General features: G+C 33.5%; 21 protein-coding genes. 16 read left to right on the top strand and 5 right to left on the bottom strand.

The genetic code is table 11. From position 1 onward, the window contains the following. Window positions 1–19 precede the first annotated feature (19 nt). The 5 genes from ROY99_05870 to ROY99_05850 form a co-directional block, all read right to left on the bottom strand. Window positions 20–1138 carry a T9SS type A sorting domain-containing protein gene (locus tag ROY99_05870; GenBank protein ID MDT3695902.1) on the bottom strand — a complete coding sequence of 373 codons (1119 nt, stop codon included), beginning with the start codon at window positions 1136–1138 and terminating at the stop codon, window positions 20–22. A 47-nt stretch (window positions 1139–1185) separates the two neighbouring features. Further along, the gene (locus ROY99_05865; GenBank protein MDT3695901.1) at window positions 1186–2598 is read right to left on the bottom strand and encodes a YfcC family protein; all 1413 of its coding nucleotides are present in this window, start codon (window positions 2596–2598) and stop codon (window positions 1186–1188) included. Beyond that, complete coding sequence (locus ROY99_05860; GenBank protein MDT3695900.1) at window positions 2595–3446, bottom strand: cyanophycinase; 852 nt, start codon at window positions 3444–3446, stop codon at window positions 2595–2597. The genes ROY99_05865 and ROY99_05860 overlap by 4 nt, the downstream gene beginning before the upstream one ends. A 1-nt stretch (window position 3447) precedes the next feature. Then, window positions 3448–4542: a M20/M25/M40 family metallo-hydrolase gene (locus tag ROY99_05855; protein ID MDT3695899.1), complete on the bottom strand. Its 1095-nt coding sequence runs from the start codon at window positions 4540–4542 to the stop codon at window positions 3448–3450. Between the two features lie 92 nt (window positions 4543–4634). Next, entirely contained in the window at window positions 4635–4991 is a 357-nt protein-coding gene (locus ROY99_05850) for a hypothetical protein (protein MDT3695898.1), read from the bottom strand. A 154-nt stretch (window positions 4992–5145) separates the two neighbouring features. Here ROY99_05850 and ROY99_05845 point away from each other — a divergent pair, with 154 nt between their 5' ends. The 16 genes from ROY99_05845 to ROY99_05770 all read left to right on the top strand — a co-directional run bounded on the left by ROY99_05845 (window position 5146) and on the right by ROY99_05770 (window position 20616). Beyond that, complete coding sequence (locus tag ROY99_05845; GenBank protein MDT3695897.1) at window positions 5146–5748, top strand: TetR/AcrR family transcriptional regulator; 603 nt, start codon at window positions 5146–5148, stop codon at window positions 5746–5748. After that, window positions 5745–6722, top strand: a complete 978-nt coding sequence (locus tag ROY99_05840; protein ID MDT3695896.1) for an efflux RND transporter periplasmic adaptor subunit — start codon at window positions 5745–5747, stop codon at window positions 6720–6722. The genes ROY99_05845 and ROY99_05840 overlap by 4 nt, the downstream gene beginning before the upstream one ends. Window positions 6723–6786: 64 nt before the next feature. Beyond that, a complete protein-coding gene (locus tag ROY99_05835) occupies window positions 6787–7701 on the top strand; it encodes an ABC transporter ATP-binding protein (protein MDT3695895.1) in 915 nt (304 codons plus the stop codon). A 12-nt stretch (window positions 7702–7713) separates the two neighbouring features. Next, window positions 7714–9030: a TolC family protein gene (locus ROY99_05830; protein MDT3695894.1), complete on the top strand. Its 1317-nt coding sequence runs from the start codon at window positions 7714–7716 to the stop codon at window positions 9028–9030. A 74-nt stretch (window positions 9031–9104) separates the two neighbouring features. Continuing rightward, entirely contained in the window at window positions 9105–9473 is a 369-nt protein-coding gene (locus ROY99_05825; GenBank protein MDT3695893.1) for a four helix bundle protein, read from the top strand. Window positions 9474–9496: 23 nt separating this feature from the next. After that, window positions 9497–10435 (top strand): ABC transporter ATP-binding protein, encoded by a 939-nt coding sequence (locus ROY99_05820; GenBank protein MDT3695892.1) that lies wholly within the window; start codon window positions 9497–9499, stop codon window positions 10433–10435. Next, window positions 10425–11555 carry an ABC transporter permease gene (locus ROY99_05815; GenBank protein ID MDT3695891.1) on the top strand — a complete coding sequence of 377 codons (1131 nt, stop codon included), beginning with the start codon at window positions 10425–10427 and terminating at the stop codon, window positions 11553–11555. The genes ROY99_05820 and ROY99_05815 overlap by 11 nt, the downstream gene beginning before the upstream one ends. Before the next feature lie 48 nt (window positions 11556–11603). Next, window positions 11604–12734: an ABC transporter permease gene (locus ROY99_05810; protein ID MDT3695890.1), complete on the top strand. Its 1131-nt coding sequence runs from the start codon at window positions 11604–11606 to the stop codon at window positions 12732–12734. A gap of 174 nt (window positions 12735–12908) precedes the next feature. Continuing rightward, entirely contained in the window at window positions 12909–13493 is a 585-nt protein-coding gene (locus tag ROY99_05805; protein ID MDT3695889.1) for a TetR/AcrR family transcriptional regulator, read from the top strand. 56 nt (window positions 13494–13549) lie between these two features. After that, a complete protein-coding gene (locus ROY99_05800; protein MDT3695888.1) occupies window positions 13550–14188 on the top strand; it encodes a TetR/AcrR family transcriptional regulator in 639 nt (212 codons plus the stop codon). Continuing rightward, window positions 14185–15150, top strand: a complete 966-nt coding sequence (locus tag ROY99_05795) for an efflux RND transporter periplasmic adaptor subunit (protein MDT3695887.1) — start codon at window positions 14185–14187, stop codon at window positions 15148–15150. The genes ROY99_05800 and ROY99_05795 overlap by 4 nt, the downstream gene beginning before the upstream one ends. A 17-nt stretch (window positions 15151–15167) precedes the next feature. Continuing rightward, window positions 15168–16076 (top strand): ABC transporter ATP-binding protein, encoded by a 909-nt coding sequence (locus tag ROY99_05790; protein MDT3695886.1) that lies wholly within the window; start codon window positions 15168–15170, stop codon window positions 16074–16076. 30 nt (window positions 16077–16106) lie between these two features. Then, window positions 16107–17420 (top strand): TolC family protein, encoded by a 1314-nt coding sequence (locus tag ROY99_05785; GenBank protein ID MDT3695885.1) that lies wholly within the window; start codon window positions 16107–16109, stop codon window positions 17418–17420. Continuing rightward, window positions 17420–18349 (top strand): ABC transporter ATP-binding protein, encoded by a 930-nt coding sequence (locus ROY99_05780; protein MDT3695884.1) that lies wholly within the window; start codon window positions 17420–17422, stop codon window positions 18347–18349. The genes ROY99_05785 and ROY99_05780 overlap by 1 nt, the downstream gene beginning before the upstream one ends. Before the next feature lies 1 nt (window position 18350). Beyond that, window positions 18351–19484: an ABC transporter permease gene (locus ROY99_05775; protein ID MDT3695883.1), complete on the top strand. Its 1134-nt coding sequence runs from the start codon at window positions 18351–18353 to the stop codon at window positions 19482–19484. 1 nt (window position 19485) lies between these two features. Continuing rightward, the gene (locus ROY99_05770; protein ID MDT3695882.1) at window positions 19486–20616 is read left to right on the top strand and encodes an ABC transporter permease; all 1131 of its coding nucleotides are present in this window, start codon (window positions 19486–19488) and stop codon (window positions 20614–20616) included. Window positions 20617–20719: the final 103 nt, after the last annotated feature.

Genomic DNA, 20719 nt, shown 5'->3' with positions numbered 1-20719 from the left:
ACTGCATAAATGAGTAGGTTTATTTTATTAGTGTCATCTTTTTAGTAACAACTCCGGCATCTGTTTGCAAAGAATAAAAATAGATTCCGGATGTAAGTGCTGATGCATCAAAATTATATAAGTAAGTTCCGGCTTCAAGTGATTCGTTAACAAGTTCTGCAACCTGTTGTCCCAATGCATTAAATACTTTCAAAACAACATTTGATCTCTCTGGCAATCCGAATGATATTTTTGTTGATGGATTGAAAGGATTTGGATAGTTTTGATCCAATACAAAGTCTGCCGGAATATTATTGTAATCTGCTTCAACAGAAACAATCTGATTATATTTTTGCTGTGCTAATAGCATATTAGCATGCATTTCAGACTCATCAGCACCCAATGAAACTGCTATATAAACAGTTCTGGATGCCTGTGGTTGCAATGTTAATTGTTCGCCAGCCAAAAAAGAAACAGATCCATCAGGAGTGGTAATTAGAGTATCGGTATCAAAAGTTCCTTCGGTTAAATAAGCATAAGTTGTTGGATCGTCACTAGAATATCCATCATACCAACCCAAAACCTGAGCTGAAGTAACAGCTTCAGATAAATATTTTATTCCTACATAATGAGAATCAAACTGAACCAGCATTAGATTACTGGCATCCCAAAAGACATGATCATTCTCCCAGGTTAGATCAACATACTGAACAATATCTAAACCAACAATTGTTGGTAAAGCAGATGCTTCATTATTCTTAACAATCATCTTTATCAACGCATATTTACCCCCCTGCCATCCATAAACGTGTTGTTCAACTAAAACATTTGGCGGTAGCTCTGAGTAAGCATTATTATAAGTACCTGAAATTTCATAATCACTTATTAAAGGATTGGTCTCCAGAGTAGTTGGCACTTCTGTATCAATATCATTATAATAATCTAAAACCTCGTTTGGATTTCCTGCAACTAAAACATTTGTGCGATTTATATGCTGCACTGTATCGGTACCTTCAATAGTCCAAAATCTCATTGCACCATAGGCATCAACTCGTACTTTCATTGTACCAGTACTATATGTCTCTTGTGAATAAGTTTCTTGTATGGAAATAGTAGATAGAAGTACCACAATCAAAAGAATTGTTGATAGATTCTTCATAACTCACCTCTTATTTATTTAGTAAAAGATTATTTAATTAATTAAAATCATTGCCATCCAATTAAGTTTGGCGGAATCAGTAAAATAAATCCTAAAATAAAAAGTATTACCATCAATGGAAGCGCCCATTTTGCCCACTTTTCCCACGGAACTTTTGCCATTGAAAGCGCACCCATCGTTACCGCAGAAGTTGGAATAATTATGTTCGTATATTCTCCAAACTGAAAAGCTAAAATAGCTGTTTGTCTTGATACTCCTGCTAAATCTGAAAGCGGAGCCATTATCGGCATAGTAAGTGCAGCCTGTCCGCTTCCGGAGTGAACGAAGAAATTAATAATTGCTTGGACAACAAACATTTTCTGTGAAGCGAAGATGGGTGAAGATGATTCAATAAAAGGAGAAAGACCATATAAGATCGTATCTATTATTTGCCCATCTCTTGAAATTACCAATGTTGCTCTGGCTAGAGCAACGATAAGTGCAGTTCCAACTAAGTCTTTAGCTCCATCAATAAATGCTTTTGTAAATTCATCAACTTTAAGCCCGCCGATGATTCCTACCACAACGCCCATAATAAAAAACGCAGCAGAAATCTCTTCAATGTACCAGCCAAGTTCAATAACACCAATCACAATTAAAATTAAACAAAGGGCAAATGCAGTTAATACTGCTTTATGTCTGGTAGAGAAATGATTATTATTATTGTATATAGTATCAAAATGTTCACCTTTTCTTCTTTGCTCATCCATTTCATAAGTTGGACTTATTTTAGGATTTTTAGATAACTTATTGACATACCACAACAGAAAAAAAATAGCTACGGTTGTAGATACAGCCCAGCTAATAAATCTGTAACCGATTCCTGAAAATAAAGGAACATCTGCAATACCTTGCGCAATACCAACATTAAATGGGTTCAAGAATGCACTTGCAAATCCAACATGTGCCCCAACAAGCGGAATTGCAACACCAATTATCGAATCATAACCAAGAGCTAAACAAATAGGCACAATAATTAAAACAAATGGAATTATCTCTTCGTTCATCCCAAATGTTGCGCCACCAATTGAGAACATTAACATAATAACAGGAATGAATAACTTTTGCAGCAGCTTTGAATCTTTATGCGCTCTTGCCAGTTTACTAATTAATGAATTAATTGCATCGGTTTTTGCCAGTACATTAAATGCACCTCCGACAAATAAGATAAATCCGATAATTAAACCTGCTTCAACAAATCCTTTTAGCGGCGCAATAAACAGTGCCAAAAAACCCTGGGGATTATTTTCAACATATTTAAACGAATTCTGAACAACAACTTCTCTCCCATTTACAATCGCCCGCTCATATTGCCCGCCGGGAATTATCCAAGTCATCGCTGCGATTAAAACAAGCAATGAAAAAATTAACAAGTAAGTATTTGGTACTTTAAACTTAAATTTCTTTTTTGCTTCGCTCATTTAATAACTTCTTTAGTTTTCATATCAAACTTATCGCCGTTGATTAAAACCTGTAACCGCATATTTGTAATACCAAGATTTCCGTTTTTGTCTTCTCTGATATTTTTTCCGTTTGTTGGATCATAAACCAAAACCTGATTATTACCTATCACTTCAAAAGTTTCATCGGGGTAAACAACAATCGCAGTTGATTCATCTATAGCAATCCCAAATAAATCCGGATGTTCAATTAAAGCTGAAATAGTACGGTTATGTCTTTTACGCTTTATAAAATGCTGATCAACAATTGCATTTTTAAGGAATCCAAATCCTTTTTTTACTTCTACATTCCCCTTTTCGATTGTAACAAAAGAAACTGATGAATCTTTGTTTACTAATTCATTTCCTGTAATCATTACTTCACTCATAACTGCTGCACCTGCACTTGAGCCGCCAACAACTCCGCCATTGTTATAAATATCAAAAACTTTCTGAAGCAGTTTTGACCCAAGCATATCATGAGTTAAAATACTTTGATCACCACCAAGGAAGAAAACTGCATTTGCCCAATCCATCTTTTCTAAATTGGATTTATCATCTGCTGTCTCTCGTGTAAAAAGCAGATACTGCGCTTGTGCACCAAGATCATTAAATTCCTTAACCTGAACTTCACTCCAATAAACAGGGTCTGATCCGGCATTTGGAATAACAATAATTTTTGCATCTGAACCACCGGCAAGTTCAACATATTTTTTTACAATCTCTGTAGTTTGTACTCCGCCAACGATTACAAGTTTACCTTTAGTTTGAGAACAATATAACTGAGAGGTTAATATTATTATAATAATACTTAGTGTTATTTTTTTCATATTATTCTTTCTTAACTAATTCTAAAGCTATTTCTGCAGTTTTTATAAGATCTTCAATATAAATAAACTCTTCATTTGAATGAGGGTTTTGTGCTCCGATTCCAATATTTACTGATTCTATTCCTCTGCCATTTAATGAATTTGCATCGCTGCCTCCGAGAGAAATTGTTGGATTCGACTTTAATCCAACTTTATTAAGCACTCTTATAATTTCTTTATAAACGAATGCGTTTTCCGGAATTGTATAGGGTAAAAAATCCCAAAAATGATTTACTTCTACTTTTGCACCAACTTTTTCAGCCTCAGATTTAAAGATGTTTACAAGCAGATTAAAATTATCTTCAGCTTTTTTAAGATTAAAAGATCTAACTTCGCCCTCAAGTTCTGTTAATTCAGGAATCACATTTACTGCTGAACCGCTTTTTAACAATCCAATATTCATTGTAGTTTCTTCATCAATCCTACCAAGCGGTAACTGACTAATTGCCTTAGCAGCAACTTGCATAGAATTGATACCTTTTTCAGGTGAGATACCCGAGTGCGAGGCTTTGCCGATTACTTTAATTGTTAATCCGATTGAACCACAGGCAGCATAAATAAAATTTCCAGGACGGTAACCTGAATCAAAAATAAACCCGTGTTTAATCTTTCCATTTACACCAAGATTTTTTGATCCAAAAAGGGTTGTTTCTTCACAAGTTGTAAATGCAACTGTAAAATCTTTAACAGGAATCTTTTCTAAAGCGATTTTTTCTAAGGTAAAAAGTAAAGCAGCAACACCAGCTCGATTATCAACTCCAAGCACAGTATCTCCTGAAGATGTAATTTTATCTTTCTCAATAATTGGCTTAACATCCTTAGTCGGACGGGCAGTATCCATGTGGGATAACAACACGAAATCACCGCCAGTTCCAATCTTACAAATAAGGTTACCTGTATCACTGTTAGTTAGATGACCTGAATCATCTTCCTCAACCTGATAACCAAGCTTACTAAGAAATGTTTTAATAAAATCAGCAATGGGTTTTTCGCTGCCTGATAGTGCATTTATCCTGGCAACTTCTATAAAAAGGTTTACAAGTCTTTGTTCGTTCATCTGTAATTTATGTTACAATATTATAAGTTGATGTAATAACTATTACAGATTACTAAAAATTTTCACCTAAGTCAATATGTCGTAAGAAAAAATTATTGATCTTCCTCGTTATATAATTCGAGTTCTCCTTTTTTAATATATCCATCTTTAATAAGGGATTCACTGGATTTATATAGAACAATACTCACTTCATTAGTTTGAAAATAGCCCGTAGATTCTATTTTCACTCCATTAATTTCTTTACTGACCTTAACTTTTGAAATTAATTTATCATCGTTAACGATCAACTTATCAATTTTTACTTTTTTCCCCTGTAAATTGGATAAAGCCCAATAAACACCTTTTTTTGCATTTACTAATGCTGTTTCAATATCAGATTCTATTTTTGTTTGGGAATTAGCAGTAAAAGTAAGAATTGAAAAAAAAGTTAAAATTAAAATTACCCTCATATCACCCTCTCTTTTTTATTGATGTACAAATTTTGTAACTAGTTTGATTATAGGCAACAATTCATCAGAATATTTTCTATCACTTGACAACTGAAAGTAAAAACAATATATTGGAAACCAGAAAAACGAAAATAGTTTCCTTAGAGATCTAAATATGCAAAACAAAATTATTGAGAAGTTAGAAGAAAAATTCTTTAAAGATGGTTTTTATAAAACCACAATGGATGAGGTTGCCGCTGAACTTGGAATGAGCAAAAAGACAATTTATAAGTTCTTTCCATCAAAAGACGATTTGCTTATTGCGATTGTCAGACATTTTATGAACGAAATAAAAAATAAAATCGTTCCTAAATTAAACAGTAACAGAAATGCCATCGAAAAGCTCGGTGACCTTTTAAATATACTTGCTTCTGCCACACAAAAAGTTTCACCCAGAAGAATAGAAGAGCTGAAGAAATATTATCCTGAGTTATTCATTGAAATTGATGAGTTCAGAACTAAAATGATGTTTGAAAATATCACCAAAGTAATTGAACAGGGAAAATCAGAAGGATTTTTTATCGACTATCCGACGGCAATTATTATGAATGTCCTGGTGGGTGCTGTCAGGCATGTTGTTAATCCGGATTTTACCGTTAATAATAGTTTCTCACTTTCCGAAGCTGCACAATACACTCTTAGAATAGTTATTAGCGGAATACTTACTGAAAAAGGTAATAAACAATTTGATAAAATTTTTAATAAGGAAATCAAATGAAAATATTTAGTTTTATCCCGGCTGCACTGCTTACAGTTATTTTAACAAGCTGCGGAAGTAATAATAAACTTGAATCAATTGAAGCCTCAGGTACAATCGAATCAACCAATATTGTTGTCAGTTCAAAATCTTCGGGCAGTATTATTAAAGTAAATTTTCTTGAGGGCGAAAAAGTAAATGCCGATGATACTGTTCTAATCATTGATCACGAACAAATTGATATCCAGCTACTTCAGGCACAAGCTGCAAAAGATGCTGCCGAAGCACAGTTAAATCTTATGTTAAAAGGTGCCAGACTTGAAGACATCAGCCTCGCTGAACAAAACCTGAATCAGGCTAAAGTAAATTTTGAAACTGCTGAAAGGGATAAGAATCGGATGCAGAATTTATATAACTCCCGGTCAATTACTCTAAAACAATTTGAGGATGCTGCTGCAAAATTTGAATTGATGAGCTCACAACTAAAATCTGCACAAGAAAACTTTGATAAAGTTAAAAAGATTTTCAGACCTGAAGAAATTGAACAAGCACGGGCAAATCTTAATAAAACAATTGCAGGAGTTGAACTGCTAAAGAAAAATATCCGAGATTGTTATGTAGTCTCACCAATCAATGGTTTTCTTGTTAAAACATTTGTTGAACGTGGAGAAACCGTTACACCTATGTCTTCGCTTTTCAAAGTATCAGATCTTGATATTGTTGAACTGCTTATCTATGTATCAACCGAAGAGCTTGCTTACATTAAACTCGGGCAGGAAGCAAGGATTACTATTGATGCATTTAAGGACAAAGTTTACAAAGGGAAAGTTACTTATATCTCTCCCGAAGCCGAATTCACTCCAAAAAATATTCAGACTAAAGACGAAAGAACGAAACTTGTGTTTGCAGTAAAGATCAAGATTGCAAACGATAATTATAATTTAAAACCCGGCATGCCTGCTGATGCCACTATCGTTCTAACACAGCACGATTGAATGATTGTTTGAATGTATGAAAACCTGCAATCATATAGACATACATCTAGACAAAGGATGAATTATGAACTCTGTTATTAAAATAGAAAACCTGAAAAAATCTTACGAAAGCATTGAGGCTGTTAAAGATGTAACTCTCTCTATTGAGAAAGGTGAAATGTTTGGACTTGTGGGACCAGATGGAGCTGGAAAAACAACAACTATCAGAATGCTTATTGGGTTATTAAATCCTGATTCAGGAAGTGCTGAGGTTCTTGGTTATAATATAAGAACTCAAAAAAATAAAATTAAAGAGCAGGTTGGATATCTATCACAAAAATTTTCACTGTATGGAGATCTGACGATTGATGAGAACATCGAGTTTTTTGCAGATATACATGGGGTTAAAAAATATAAAGATAGAAGAAATGAACTACTTGAGTTTACAAGACTGACTCAGTTTCGAAATCGACTTGCCGATAAGCTTTCCGGTGGAATGAAGCAAAAGCTTGCTCTTGCCTGCACTCTTATTCACAAACCAAAAATTATTTTTCTTGATGAACCGACAACTGGAGTTGATCCGGTTTCGAGAAGAGATTTCTGGAAGATACTTTCTAATCTTCTTAAAGAAGAAATAACAATCTTTATGACAACTCCATATCTTGATGAAGCTGAGCGGTGCAATAAAATCGCTTTGATGAACAACGGTAAAATAATAAGCTGGGATACCCCAAAGAATATTAAAGTATCACTCGGTGGACAAATAGTTGAAATCGTATGTTCTCCAAGCCGTACTGCTTACAATATCATAAAAACTAATACAAGCTATGAGGTTCAGATGTATGGAGACAGACTTAATGTAACTGTTCAAAATTATGACGAACAATATGAAAGTCTTGAAAAACTTCTTGTTGATAATTGTGTTGAGATACATGATCATAGAGTCATTCCACCATCACTGGAAAATGTTTTTATTCACTTGATTAGTAAAACATCCTAAAAGGGATAAGCAATGAAAAAAATAGTATTATTAAGCATAATGATAATATCATCTCTTTATTCACAAGCGCAAAAACTAACACTGCAGGAAAGTATAGAGCTGGGGCTTAGGAACAGTAAAGATTTAAGAATTACTCAATCAAAATTAAAAAGTTCTGATGCAAAGGTATCTGAAGTTAATTCGATGTTTCTTCCGCAGTTTAAATTTACAGTAAACTATACCCGTTTAAGTGATAATGTTCCTCCGTTCGAAGTTATCACTCCGTTTTCTGCTGTGCCAATAAAAATATCTGAGCCGGTATTAAATAATTATTATTTAAAGCTATCACTCCAACAGCCAATATTTACAGGACTCAAACTACTATCATCTAAAAAAGCAGCAGAGTATTATTTCAATGCAGCTGAATCCGATTATTCAAAAGAGCTGAATGAGACTGTTATGAATATCCATACAATATTCTGGAATTATTACAGAGCTAATGAAATAAGAAATCTTTTAATGAAAAGTCTGGGACAAATCGAAAATCATCTTAAGGATACAAAAAACTTTCTTGAGAATGGTCTGACAACTCAGAATGATTATCTTAAATTACAAGTACAGTATTTAAACACACAATTGCAATTGATTGAAGCAGAAAACAATCTGGAAGTTACGCGGGCTGTGTTTAATAAAACTCTGGGACTTCCGCTTGAAACGAAAACAGAAGTTGTTACTGATGAATTAAAAGTTCAGAACATAAATTATAATCCCGAAGAACTTATTAAGGAAGCAAAAATAAATCGTAACGAGATTGAATCATTATCTTATAAATTGAAAGCCGCTGAAGAAAATATTACTTCAGCCAGATCGGGCTGGTTCCCAAGTGTTTACTTATCCGGCAATTATTATTACAGTAATCCTAATACAAGATTTCAGCCGCTTACTGACAAATGGAATGATACTTGGGATGTTGGCGTAACTTTAAGCTGGGATGTTTGGGATTGGGGATCAACCTTATCTAAAACTACTCAGGCTGAAGAACTTTCTGTTCAAACTCAGGCTTCGCTTGAAAAGCTGAATGACAACATTGAAATTGAAGTCTATAAAAGTTATCTGAACTTAATTAAATCGAAAGAAAAAGCGGGTGTCAGCAAACTTAGCTTGGAACAGGCATCAGAAAATTACCGCATTATAACTGAGAAATATAAAGAACAATTAGCTACAAGTACCGATTTGATTGATGCAGAGGTCTCTGAGCTTCAGGCAGCAACTAATCTCACTTCGTCATTGATTGAATATCATCTTGCAAAAGTGAAACTGGATTTAACAGTGGGGAGAAAGATTTATTGAGAAGCCAGAAGTCAGGAGTCAGGTGTCAGAACTCAGGACACAGAATTTTAAAATAAGAATTAAGAGGATTTTAAATGGAAAAGAAATCAACAGAAAGTTTTACCGAATTAGTCGTTTGGCAAAAGGCACATTTATTCGTGCTGACTGTCTATAAATTAACCAAAGAATTCCCGAATGAAGAAGTTTACGGATTAGCTTCACAATTCAGAAGAGCAGCTATTTCAATTGCAGCTAACATTGCGGAAAGCTATAAAAAGTGGAGTAACAAGGAAAAATCAAGACTTCTAAATATTGCTCACAGCTCACTTGAAGAGTGCAGATATTACTTGATTTTATCAAATGATCTTAAATATTGCGATGTTAAAGATGCTATGAATATCTTAGAGGAAGTAAGTAAGCTGCCCTATTCATACTCCAAAGTAATTTCAAAAACTGAGTCCTGATTCCAGAGTTCTGAATATTGAAAATGAACAGTATCATAGTAAATAATCTTACAAAAAAATTCGGCAGCTTTACTGCAGTTGATAATGTATCCTTCAATGTAAACAAGGGAGAAATATTCGGGTTTCTCGGTGCTAATGGTGCAGGCAAATCAACTACAATCAGAATGTTAACCGGAATACTTGAACCAACATCGGGTGATGCAATTGTTGGCGGTTACAGCATTATGAAAGAACCGGATAAAGTGAAAACACAAATCGGCTATATGTCGCAAAAATTTTCTTTATACAATGATCTTACAGTTGAAGAAAATATCCGCTTCTTTGCAGGAGTATATGGGCTTACAGGAAAACAATATCAGGAAAGAAAAAACTGGGTTTTAAAAGTTGCAGATCTCAAAGGAAAGGAAAAATTATTAACGGCTTCGTTGCCGGGCGGAATTAAACAAAGACTTGCATTAGGAACCGCCGTTATACACGAACCTAAAATTGTTTTTCTTGATGAGCCAACCAGCGGAGTTGATCCGGTATCAAGGAGAAATTTCTGGGATTTGATCCACGAATTATCCTTTGGTGGAACTACTGTGCTTGTTACTACTCACTACTTAGACGAGGCTGAATTCTGCAGTGATATAATTCTGATAAATGCCGGCAGATTGATTGCACAGGGAAATGCAAAAGCATTAAAAACCAACTATATCAAAAACACTATACTTGAAATTGAATCTGACAGAATTGTTGATAGTATGGAAATACTGGAAAAAGAAGATTGGGTCGGTGAAACATCAATATTCGGTAATTACATTCATATAATATTAAAAGATAATTCAAAAACTGAAATTGACGTTATTGATGTTTTAACAAACAGGAATTCAATCAAAGTTCAGAGAATTGATAAGATAGTGCCGACACTGGAAGATGTATTTATACATTTGTTAGAAAAGGACAAAACAAATGTTTCATAGAATTTATGCAATTATAAAAAAGGAATTTAAGCAGCTGAAGCGGGATACAAGAATGCTTTTTATAGTATTCTTTTTCCCCGTTGTACTGCTTGCCATTTTCGGTTATGCAATCAACTTTGATGTTAAGCATATTAAAATTGCTGTTTATGATCAGGATAAATCAGAGTACACAAGTGAATATATAAACGGATTGATCAGCTCAGAATATTTTGAACTCGTTACTTACATCGACAGCGATGCTGAGATTAAAAAATTACTTGATGAAAAAATTGTTCAGGCTGTTATCGTTTTCCCGAATGATTTATCCAAAAAATTAAACAACAAAGAAGAAGTTAAAGTACAATATCTGGTGGATGGAGTTGAAGGAAACACAGCAAATGTAATTGTAAATTATGTTAATGCTGCAACAATTAATTATTCATTAAAGCTTACAAAAGAATATCTGGCAGCAACAGGAAAACAATTCTATGTTCCAATAAATCTTGAACCAAGGTTTTGGTTCAATCCTGAACTTGAAAGCACAAAATTTTTAATACCTGGGTTGATGGGAATGATTTTAATTATAACTGCTGTTGTCTCGGTTTCATTATCAATTGTAAGAGAAAAAGAGAGAGGAACAATCGAACAGATAAATGTTTCCCCTCTTTCATCATTTGAGCTAATTATAGGAAAGACAACTCCACACATAGTTATTTCATTAATCAATGCGGCTATTGTACTACTTGCAGGTTACATTCTTTTCGGTGTAGCAATAAAGGGCAGCATCTTTTTACTGCTGCTGAGCACTTTTATTTTTTTGTTTGCAGCTCTTGGACTTGGAATTTTTATATCAAGTGTTGCTGACTCGCAGCAGGTTGCTTTTCAGGCAGCAAACATAGCAGCGTTATTACCTTCATTGATATTATCAGGATTTATTTTTCCTATCGAAAGCATGCCAACAGTAATTCAATGGGTAACAAATATTACCCCGGCAAAATTTTATGTAGTAACACTTCGGGCAATTTTATTAAGAGGTGTCGGTCTATCGGCTTTCTGGGAACAGCTAATTTATATGATGATTTTCGGAATAATATTTATTGCACTTGCAACACTGGTTGATAGAAAAGCAAAAGCAGCATGATAAAAACTAAAACCTTAAAGGTTTCATAAAATAATTAGAAGATATTAAATGAAAACGATATATGAATTTATAATTAAAGAACTGCTTCAGCTAAAGCGTGACAAGAAAATGATGGCTGTAATTTTTATCGCTCCCATTTTACAACTTATACTTCTTGGTTATGCAGCAAATATGGATGTTGAAATCATTCACACAACAATTTTTGATCAGGATAAAACACCAGCCAGCAGAGAGTTTATCAGAAGCTTTGAAAAGTCAGGATATTTTTCAATTGATTATTATGCATCAAGTTATGATGAAGTAACTGAACTGATTGACAAAGCTAAAACAATCGTAACGATTGTAATCCCAAAAGATTTTGAGAAGGAATTAAATAAACGCGAAACTGTATCAATTCAAACATTGTTTGAAGGCTCTGACGGCAACAAATCATCCATAGCACTTGGATATATTCAAGCAGTAACAAATCGTTATTCACAAAAGATTGTTAACAATATAAGAGATAAATATGGGATGAAACTTCCGATTGCTGGTTCACTTGTTCCTGAAGTTAGAGTTTGGTACAATCCTGAAATGAAAACCAGAAATTATATGGTGCCCGGTATTATGGGATTGATACTAATGATATCTACTTTATCGCTTATGTCAATGGCTGTTGTTCGAGAAAGAGAAATCGGGACACTTGAGCAGTTGATAGTTACACCCTTAAAATCTTATCAGCTTATTCTCGGCAAACTTATTCCATTCACAATTGTCGGCTTTGTGGTTATGTTAATCGTAATGGTGATAATGACGCAATGGTTCGGGATAATTATACGCGGAAGCAGATTGTTTTTGCTTTTTGCTTCATTACTTTTTGTTCTATCCAATCTTGGCTGGGGTTTATTAATCTCAACAATATCAAAAACACAAAGCCAGGCTATGATGGTTTCGGTATTTGCAGTTATGATGCCGATGGTTTATCTGTCTGGATTTGCATTTCCAATCGAGAACATGCCACAAACAGTCCAGTATATAACCTATCTCATTCCGTTAAGATATTATATTACTATTCTTCATGGTATTGTTCTCAAAGGAACCGGTTTTTCGTCATTATGGTTTGAAACTTTGATACTTTTGGGAATGGGTGTGGGAATTTTAACATTAAGCGCTTTAAGATTTAGCAAGAAAATAGACTGATGAAATAATTTATCCTTATACTAGGAATAAACTCTACTAATCAAAAACGTTATTGTATATCTTAGTAACCTTGATAACAATCACAAAATAAAATATTTAGAATAGAGGTCTTGACAATTGTTTTTATTTCATTATTTTTGTTAGTGAGTGTTAACTAATTTATTGAAAGTAATTATGTCAAGATTAACAACCGAAGAAAGACAAACAATGATAATTGATGAAGCTATCAAGATAATTCATTCCGGTGGCTATGAAGCTTTATCAATACGAGAGATCGCAAAGCGGGTTAAGATTAGCGAACCGGCAATTTACAGACATTTTTTAAATAAAGAAGATATTATTCTAGGGATACTTAACAGAATGCTCGAATTTGATGAATTGTTAAATAAGAATATTGCTGCTGCAAAATCTGCAAAGCAAAAAATTAGGCAATTTGTTCTTTTTCACTTTGAATTTCTTGAAAAGAACCCTGAAATGACTTCAGTTCTTATTTCTGAGGAAATGTACAACCAGAGCGACATATTGAAGAAAAAGCTGGTTTTTATAATTCAGAAACGTAAGCAGCTTCTTAAAGTAATACTTGATAATGCAAAAAGTTCAGGAGAACTAGTTGATGTTGATAATTATGAATTACTGAGCATAATTCTCGGCACTATTAGAATTATAGTCATGGAATGGAGGCTGAGTAATTTTAGCTTTCAATTGACCGACAGAGGAAAAAATATATTAAAAATCTTGGAAAAATTAATTCTTTTATAAGCTTTTATATTTTTTAATTGAATGATTAGTGAACGCTAACTAACTATTAATATAAAATGAAAAACAAAAACTTTATAAATAACAATCCTCTAGAATCAGAGAATGAAATCATTACTTATCTGAACAATCAATTCATTTTCCACGGCTTTAGAAACTTTTCACTTGATGAACTTGCCTTAAAATTTAGAATAAGTAAGAAAACGATTTACAAGAGATTTGAAACAAAGGAAGAAATAATCAGAACAGTATTGATTCACCAACTAAGTGAAGCATACACAAATTTTGTCTCAATAATTCAATCCCAGATTACTATTGTAGAAATGTTTGTAGAGCTATCCAAAATCATTGAAAAGTATTTTTCTGTTTTCAATGAGACATCAATCAAGAACTTGAATAAATACTTCCCTGATCTGGCTGAGTTTATCGTAAATTTCAGAACTAGTCGTATCATCCCGTTAGTAAAGATCCTGTTAAAACTTGGGAAGAAGAAACAACTGATTTTAGAAATTCCAGATGAAATCATTATACGGGTGTTTAATTCTGCATTGAGCGACATTGTTCAATCAAAATCAAAAATTGAGTCCCAACAATCATACGAAGGGTTATTCAGACAATCGTTTAACCTATTACTAAATGGAATTTTAACAAAAAAAGGCAAACAAATATTAATAAATAAAATAGAGGTAGTAAAATGAAAATAATTAAAATAGTAACAGCGGCACTATTAACTGTTGCTTTAACTGGATGCAGCAACGAGGAAAACACATCTTCTTTATACGGTACCGGTACAATTGAATCAACAAATGTGTTAATAAGTGCTCGCAATGCAGGTCAAGTAGAAACGATTTTTTATAGTGAAGGGCAGTTGATAAATGCCGGAGATACTATAATGACAATAGATCATGAGGCATTGGATTATCAACTTGCTCAGTCAGAGGCTGGAGTCCAGATTGCAAAAGCTCAGCTTGAATTAATGCTTAAAGGTGCCAGAAATGAAGATATACAACAAGCAGAAGAAATGATGAGGCAGAGTGAAATTAATTATAACAATGCTCAGAAAGATTTTAAACGTTACGAACAACTGTGGCAAAGTAAATCAATTTCTGATAAACAATTTGAAGACATGAAGTCGCGATATGAAATAAATTTAGCTCAATTTAATTCTGCTAAAGAGAATCTAAAAAAGGTAAAAAGAATCTTCCGCCCTGAAGAAATTGAACAGGCAAAAGGCAACCTGAAAAAAGCCGAAGCAATGGTAGGCCTTCTTAAGAAAAATATAAAAGATAGTTTTATAATCTCACCTTTGAATGGTTTTATAGTTAAAAATTTTGTTGAGTCGGGTGAAATTGTTACACCAATGTCATCACTTGTAAAAGTTTCTAATTTGTCAACTGTAGAACTGATAATCTACGTATCTGAAATTGAACTTGGCAAGGTTAAACTCGGTCAGAAAGCAGTTATAACCGTTGATACATATCCGGAAAAGAAATACGAGGGAAGGGTTACGTTTATTTCACCGGAAGCAGAGTTTACTCCTAAAAATGTCCAGACTAAAGATGAGAGAACCAAGCTTGTTTTTGCTGTAAAAATTGAAGTGCCGAATAAAGAATTTGACTTGAAATCTGGTATGCCCGCAGACGCTGAGGTGTATTTATAAAATCTGAAAGATGAAAGATGGAACCTCTAATTAAAATAAAAAATCTTAAAAAGAAATACGGCGAATTAATTGCCGTAGATGGTGTTAGTTATGATGTAAACAGGGGGGAAATGTTCGGATTGGTTGGACCAGATGGCGCCGGCAAAACTACAACAATGAGAATGTTAGTTGGATTGCTGAATCCGGATGAAGGGAATGCAGAAATTCTTGGACACGATTTATTGACTCAAAAAAATCTGATTAAAGATGAAATCGGATATTTGTCCCAGCGCTTTTCATTGTATGGTGATTTATCAGTTGATGAGAATATTGAATTCTTTGCAGACATACATGGAGTTAAAAATTTTGAACAAAGAAGAAATGAACTGCTTGAGTTCACAAGATTAACTCCTTTTAGGGACAGATTGGCTGATAAACTATCTGGTGGAATGAAACAAAAGCTTGCACTTGCCTGCACACTAATCCATAAACCCAAAATTATTTTTCTTGATGAACCAACTACCGGCGTTGATCCTGTATCCCGAAGGGACTTCTGGAAAATTCTCTCAAATCTTCTGAAAGACGGAGTAACAATTTTTATGACAACACCGTATCTGGATGAAGCAGAAAGATGCAGCAGAGTAGCTTTAATGGATAAAGGTTCAATTATCAGTTGTGATACACCAAAAAATGTTAAGGATTCTATGCACATGCAGGTAATTGAGATTGTTTGTAATCCTGTTAGAACTGCATATAACGTGGTAAAGGCATCAACAAATTATGAAGTTCAGATGTATGGTGACAGACTGAATGTTGCGGTAAACGATTATGAACAAGATTATCCGATTATCAAAGATCTCTTTGAGAAGAATTCGATAGCCGAAATTGATAAAAGAATTATAACTCCTTCACTGGAGAATGTGTTTATACATTTTATGAACAAATAAAGAATTAAAGAAAAAGAATAAGGTAAAAAAATGAAGAAAATAATGATGCTGATTTTGTTTACTGGTTCATTACTGGCACAGCAGAAGCTGTTGACATTAGAAGAAAGTATCAGAATTGGTTTAGAAAACAGCAAGGACTTGAAAATAGCAGGTGCAAAAACCAATAGTGCCGATTATAAACTGTCGGAAGTAAATAGTATGTTTTTACCCCAGTTTAATGTTTTGGGTAATTATACAAGACTCAGTGATAACATTCCTGCATTTGAAGTAACATTACCCTTTTCGCCTTCGACTGTTAGAATAGCTGATCCGATTTATGATAATTACACATTTAAGATCGGCTTTTCACAGCCTTTGTTTACAGGATTCAAACTGCTATCATCAAGAAATGCTGCAAAATATAATCTGAAGGCGGAAGAATATGACTATTCAAAAGAAAAAAATGAGACGGCATTTGGAATTCAAACCGCATTCTGGAATTATTACAAGACCACGGAAATAAAAAAAGTAGTAGAACAAACCTTAATACAGATTGAAAATCATCTTAATGACACAAGGAATTTTTATTCGCAGGGATTAGTATCAAATAATGATGTTTTAAAACTCGAGGTACAATATTCAAATACAAAATTAATATTGATTGATGCTATAAATAATCTGAACATTTCGAAGATGGCTTTTAATAAAGCGTTGGGATTTGAACTGGACTCTCAGACTAATGTAGTTGTTAACCCAAATGAACTTAGTTCGATTGAATTTGATGAAAAGGATTTTTTGAGCGAAGCTTTAAGTAATAGGAATGAATTAAAGTCTTTATCATTTAGAATAGAAGGAAGTAAAGAAAATATTAAAGCCGCCTGGTCTGAGCTTTATCCTTCGGTTTATCTTTCAGGCAATTATTATTATAGTAACCCTAACCCAAGATATCAACCTGCTGTAAATGAATTCAATAATAACTGGGATGTCGGAGTAACCTTAAGCTGGAACTTCTGGGATTGGGGAAAAACATCTTCCAAGGTCTCACAGGCTGAGCAGACTAAGATACAGCTTGAAACAAATTATGACCAGTTAAGGGAAAATATTCAAATGGAAGTACAAAAAAATTATTTGGACTTACTTAGAAATGAGGAAAAAATTTCTGTAAACAAAATTGCTTTAGAACAGGCAAAAGAAAATTACAGAATAACAGCAGAAAAATATGATCTACAAATCGCTTCAAGCACAGATTTAATTGATGCTGAATCTCTAAAGCTGCAGGCTGAGACAAATCTCAAAACAGCCGAGGTAGATTACCAGATTTCAAAAACCAATTTATTAAAATCTTTAGGAAGGAATATCTTCTGATGAAAGCAATTGAAGTAAATAATCTGACCAAAAAATTCGGTGATTTTACTGCTGTTAATAACATCAATTTTGATGTTAAACAAGGTGAGATATTCGGCTTCCTTGGTGCTAATGGTGCCGGTAAATCTACAACCATCAGAATGTTAATTGGTGTATTAGAACCAACTTCGGGTGATGCGATGGTAGGCGGCTATAGTATTAAGAATGATCCAGAAATGGTAAAAAGGCATATTGGATATATGTCACAAAAATTCTCTCTTTACAATGATCTCACAGTAGCTGAAAATATCAGGTTTTATGCTGGAGTTTATGGGCTTGATGGAAAGAAATATCAGGAGCGAAAACAATGGGTGTTAAAGGTTGCTAATCTGGAAAATATGGAAAACATGCTTACTGCATCTTTACCCGGTGGAATTAAACAGCGTCTCGCACTTGGCACTGCTGTAATTCACGAACCAAAAATAGTATTTCTTGACGAGCCTACCAGTGGAGTTGATCCGGTTTCGAGAAGAAATTTCTGGGACTTAATAAATGACCTTTCAGATGCCGGAACAACTGTTCTTGTTACTACCCATTACTTAGATGAAGCAGAGTTTTGCAATGATATAATTCTTATTAACGCTGGCAGATTAGTGGCACAGGGTAATGCAAAAGCACTAAAAACTAACTACATAAAAAACCCGATTCTTGAAATAGAAAGCAACAGAGTTGTTGATAGTCTGGAAATACTTGAAAAAGAAAAATGGGTTGGCGAAACATCAATATTTGGAAATTATATCCACGTAATCTTAAATGATGATACAATTACCGAAAAGAATATTACCCGATTACTTTATGAACAGAACGGAATAAAGATTAAGCGTATTGAAAGAATAATTCCAACTCTTGAAGATGTTTTTATTCATTTAATTGAAAAGGATAATAAATAAAATGCTCAGCAGAATATTTGCAATTGCCAAAAAAGAAATAAAACAACTTAGAAGAGATACAAGGATGTTATTCATCATTTTCTTTTTCCCGGTTGTGTTGTTAATAATTTTTGGTTACGCGATAAACTTTGACGTTAAACATATAAAAATTGCTGTCTATGATCAGGATCAATCGGATTACACAAGAAATTATATAAACGGATTAATTAGCTCAGATTATTTTGATCTTGTAACTTATATAGAAGACAGTGATGAAATAAAAAGACTCTTAGACGAAAAAGTTGTTCAGGCTGTAATTGTATTTCCAAACGATTTTTCAAAAAAAATAATGTCTAAACAGGATGTTAAAGTTCAATATTTGATTGATGGTGTAGATGGAAGTACAGCAAGTGTTATACAGAATTATATTAACGCAGCTACTTATACTTATTCAATCGGATTAACAAAAGAATACCTGGCTGTTCATGGTAAAAATATATACATGCCTATAGACTTACAGCCGCGGTTTTGGTTTAATCCAGAATTACAATCAACAAAGTTTCTTATCCCGGGTTTAATGGGGATGATTTTAATTGTTACGGCAGTAATTTCTATCTCACTATCGATTGTCAGAGAAAAAGAAAGAGGAACAATCGAGCAAATTAATGTTTCGCCGCTTTCATCTCTTGAATTTATACTCGGTAAAACAATACCATACATTTTTATTTCTTTAATAAATGCAACGATTGTTCTTGCTGCTGGTTATGTGCTTTTTGGAATTGTGATAAAAGGTAACATTTTCCTGCTTTTGTTTGCAACAATGGTTTTTCTTTTTGCTGCATTAGGTTTGGGAATTTTCATTTCAACTGTTGCTGATTCACAGCAAGTAGCATTTCAGGCAGCAAATGTTACATCACTGCTTCCGTCGTTCATTTTATCTGGATTTATTTTCCCTATTGAAACGATGCCTAACGTAATTCAGGTACTTACAAATATTACTCCTGCAAAATTTTATGTGGTAATTCTAAGAGCAATTCTGTTAAGAGGTGCAGGGGTATCGGCATTCTGGGAGCAGTTAATTTATTTAGGGATATTCGGAACAATATTTATAACCTTAGCAACAATTATTGATAAAAGATCCAGAGGTAAAAAATAATATGAAAACTATTTATCATTTTATCATAAAAGAATTATTACAGGTAAAACGAGATAAAAAGATGCTTGTGATAATTTTTATGGCCCCGATTTTACAGCTTATATTTCTTGGATATGCTGCAAATATGGATGTTGACATAGTTCATACAACCATTCTAGATCAGGATAAAACAGAATCTAGCCGAAATTATATTACAAGTATTTTAGAAACTGGATATTTTCAGATTGATTATTATGCTAAAGATTATGACGAAATAACAGACCTACTAAATGACGGTAAAACTCTTGTTTCTATAATAATTCCTAAAGATTTTGAAAAAAGAATCAATAAACATCAACCAGCACCGGTGCAGGCAATATTTGAGGGTTCAGATGCAAGTAAGGCTTCTATAGCACTTGGATATATCCAAGGTGTAACAACAAAATTTTCACAAAATCTGATCCTGGAAACCAAAGATAATTTGGGAATCAAAGGTCCGTTAAGCGGCTCAATAATTCCTGAACCAAGAGTATGGTACAATCCAGAAATGAAATCAAGAATATTTATGGTACCAGGTATTCTCGGTCTTGTATTAATGATCTCTACAATTTCACTAATGTCAATGGCAATTGTAAGAGAAAGAGAAATTGGAACTATGGAACAGTTGATCGTTACACCGGTTAAAACATATCAGCTCTTACTTGGCAAACTGATTCCCTTTACGCTTATTGGCTTTGTGATATTAGTAATTGTGATGGTCATTATGACACAATGGTTTGGAATAATGGTGCGTGGGAATAAACTGTTTTTAGTATTTGCCGCATTTCTTTTTGTTTTGTCGAATTTAGGAATAGGTTTATTTATATCAACAATTTCTAAGACACAGCAGCAGGCAATGATGGCTTCGGTTTTTGCTGTAATGATGCCAATGATTTATTTGTCAGGGTTTGCATTTCCAATTGAAAACATGCCGCAGTTTTTCCAATACATAACTTACGCAATTCCATTGCGGTACTTCATTACAATTTTAAGAGGTGTTGTATTAAAGGGAATAGGTATTTCATCCTTGTGGTTAGAGGTATTAATTTTATTTGGAATGGGTGCTTTACTGTTAGTTATTAGTTCTATGAGATTTAGTAAAAAAGTTGAGTAACAGGGTATTAGATTTTTACATGGAGTGCGCAATTAATAAATATTTTTATTCAAACTAAACAAAACACAAACTCTTAATAATACTTATTTAGAGCTTGTAAAAA

This window comes from Ignavibacterium sp. (genome assembly GCA_032027145.1).
Classification (GTDB): domain Bacteria; phylum Bacteroidota; class Ignavibacteria; order Ignavibacteriales; family Ignavibacteriaceae; genus IGN3.
Note: the sequence above shows the minus strand (reverse complement) of the source record. Positions and strands in the feature narration are given on the sequence as shown.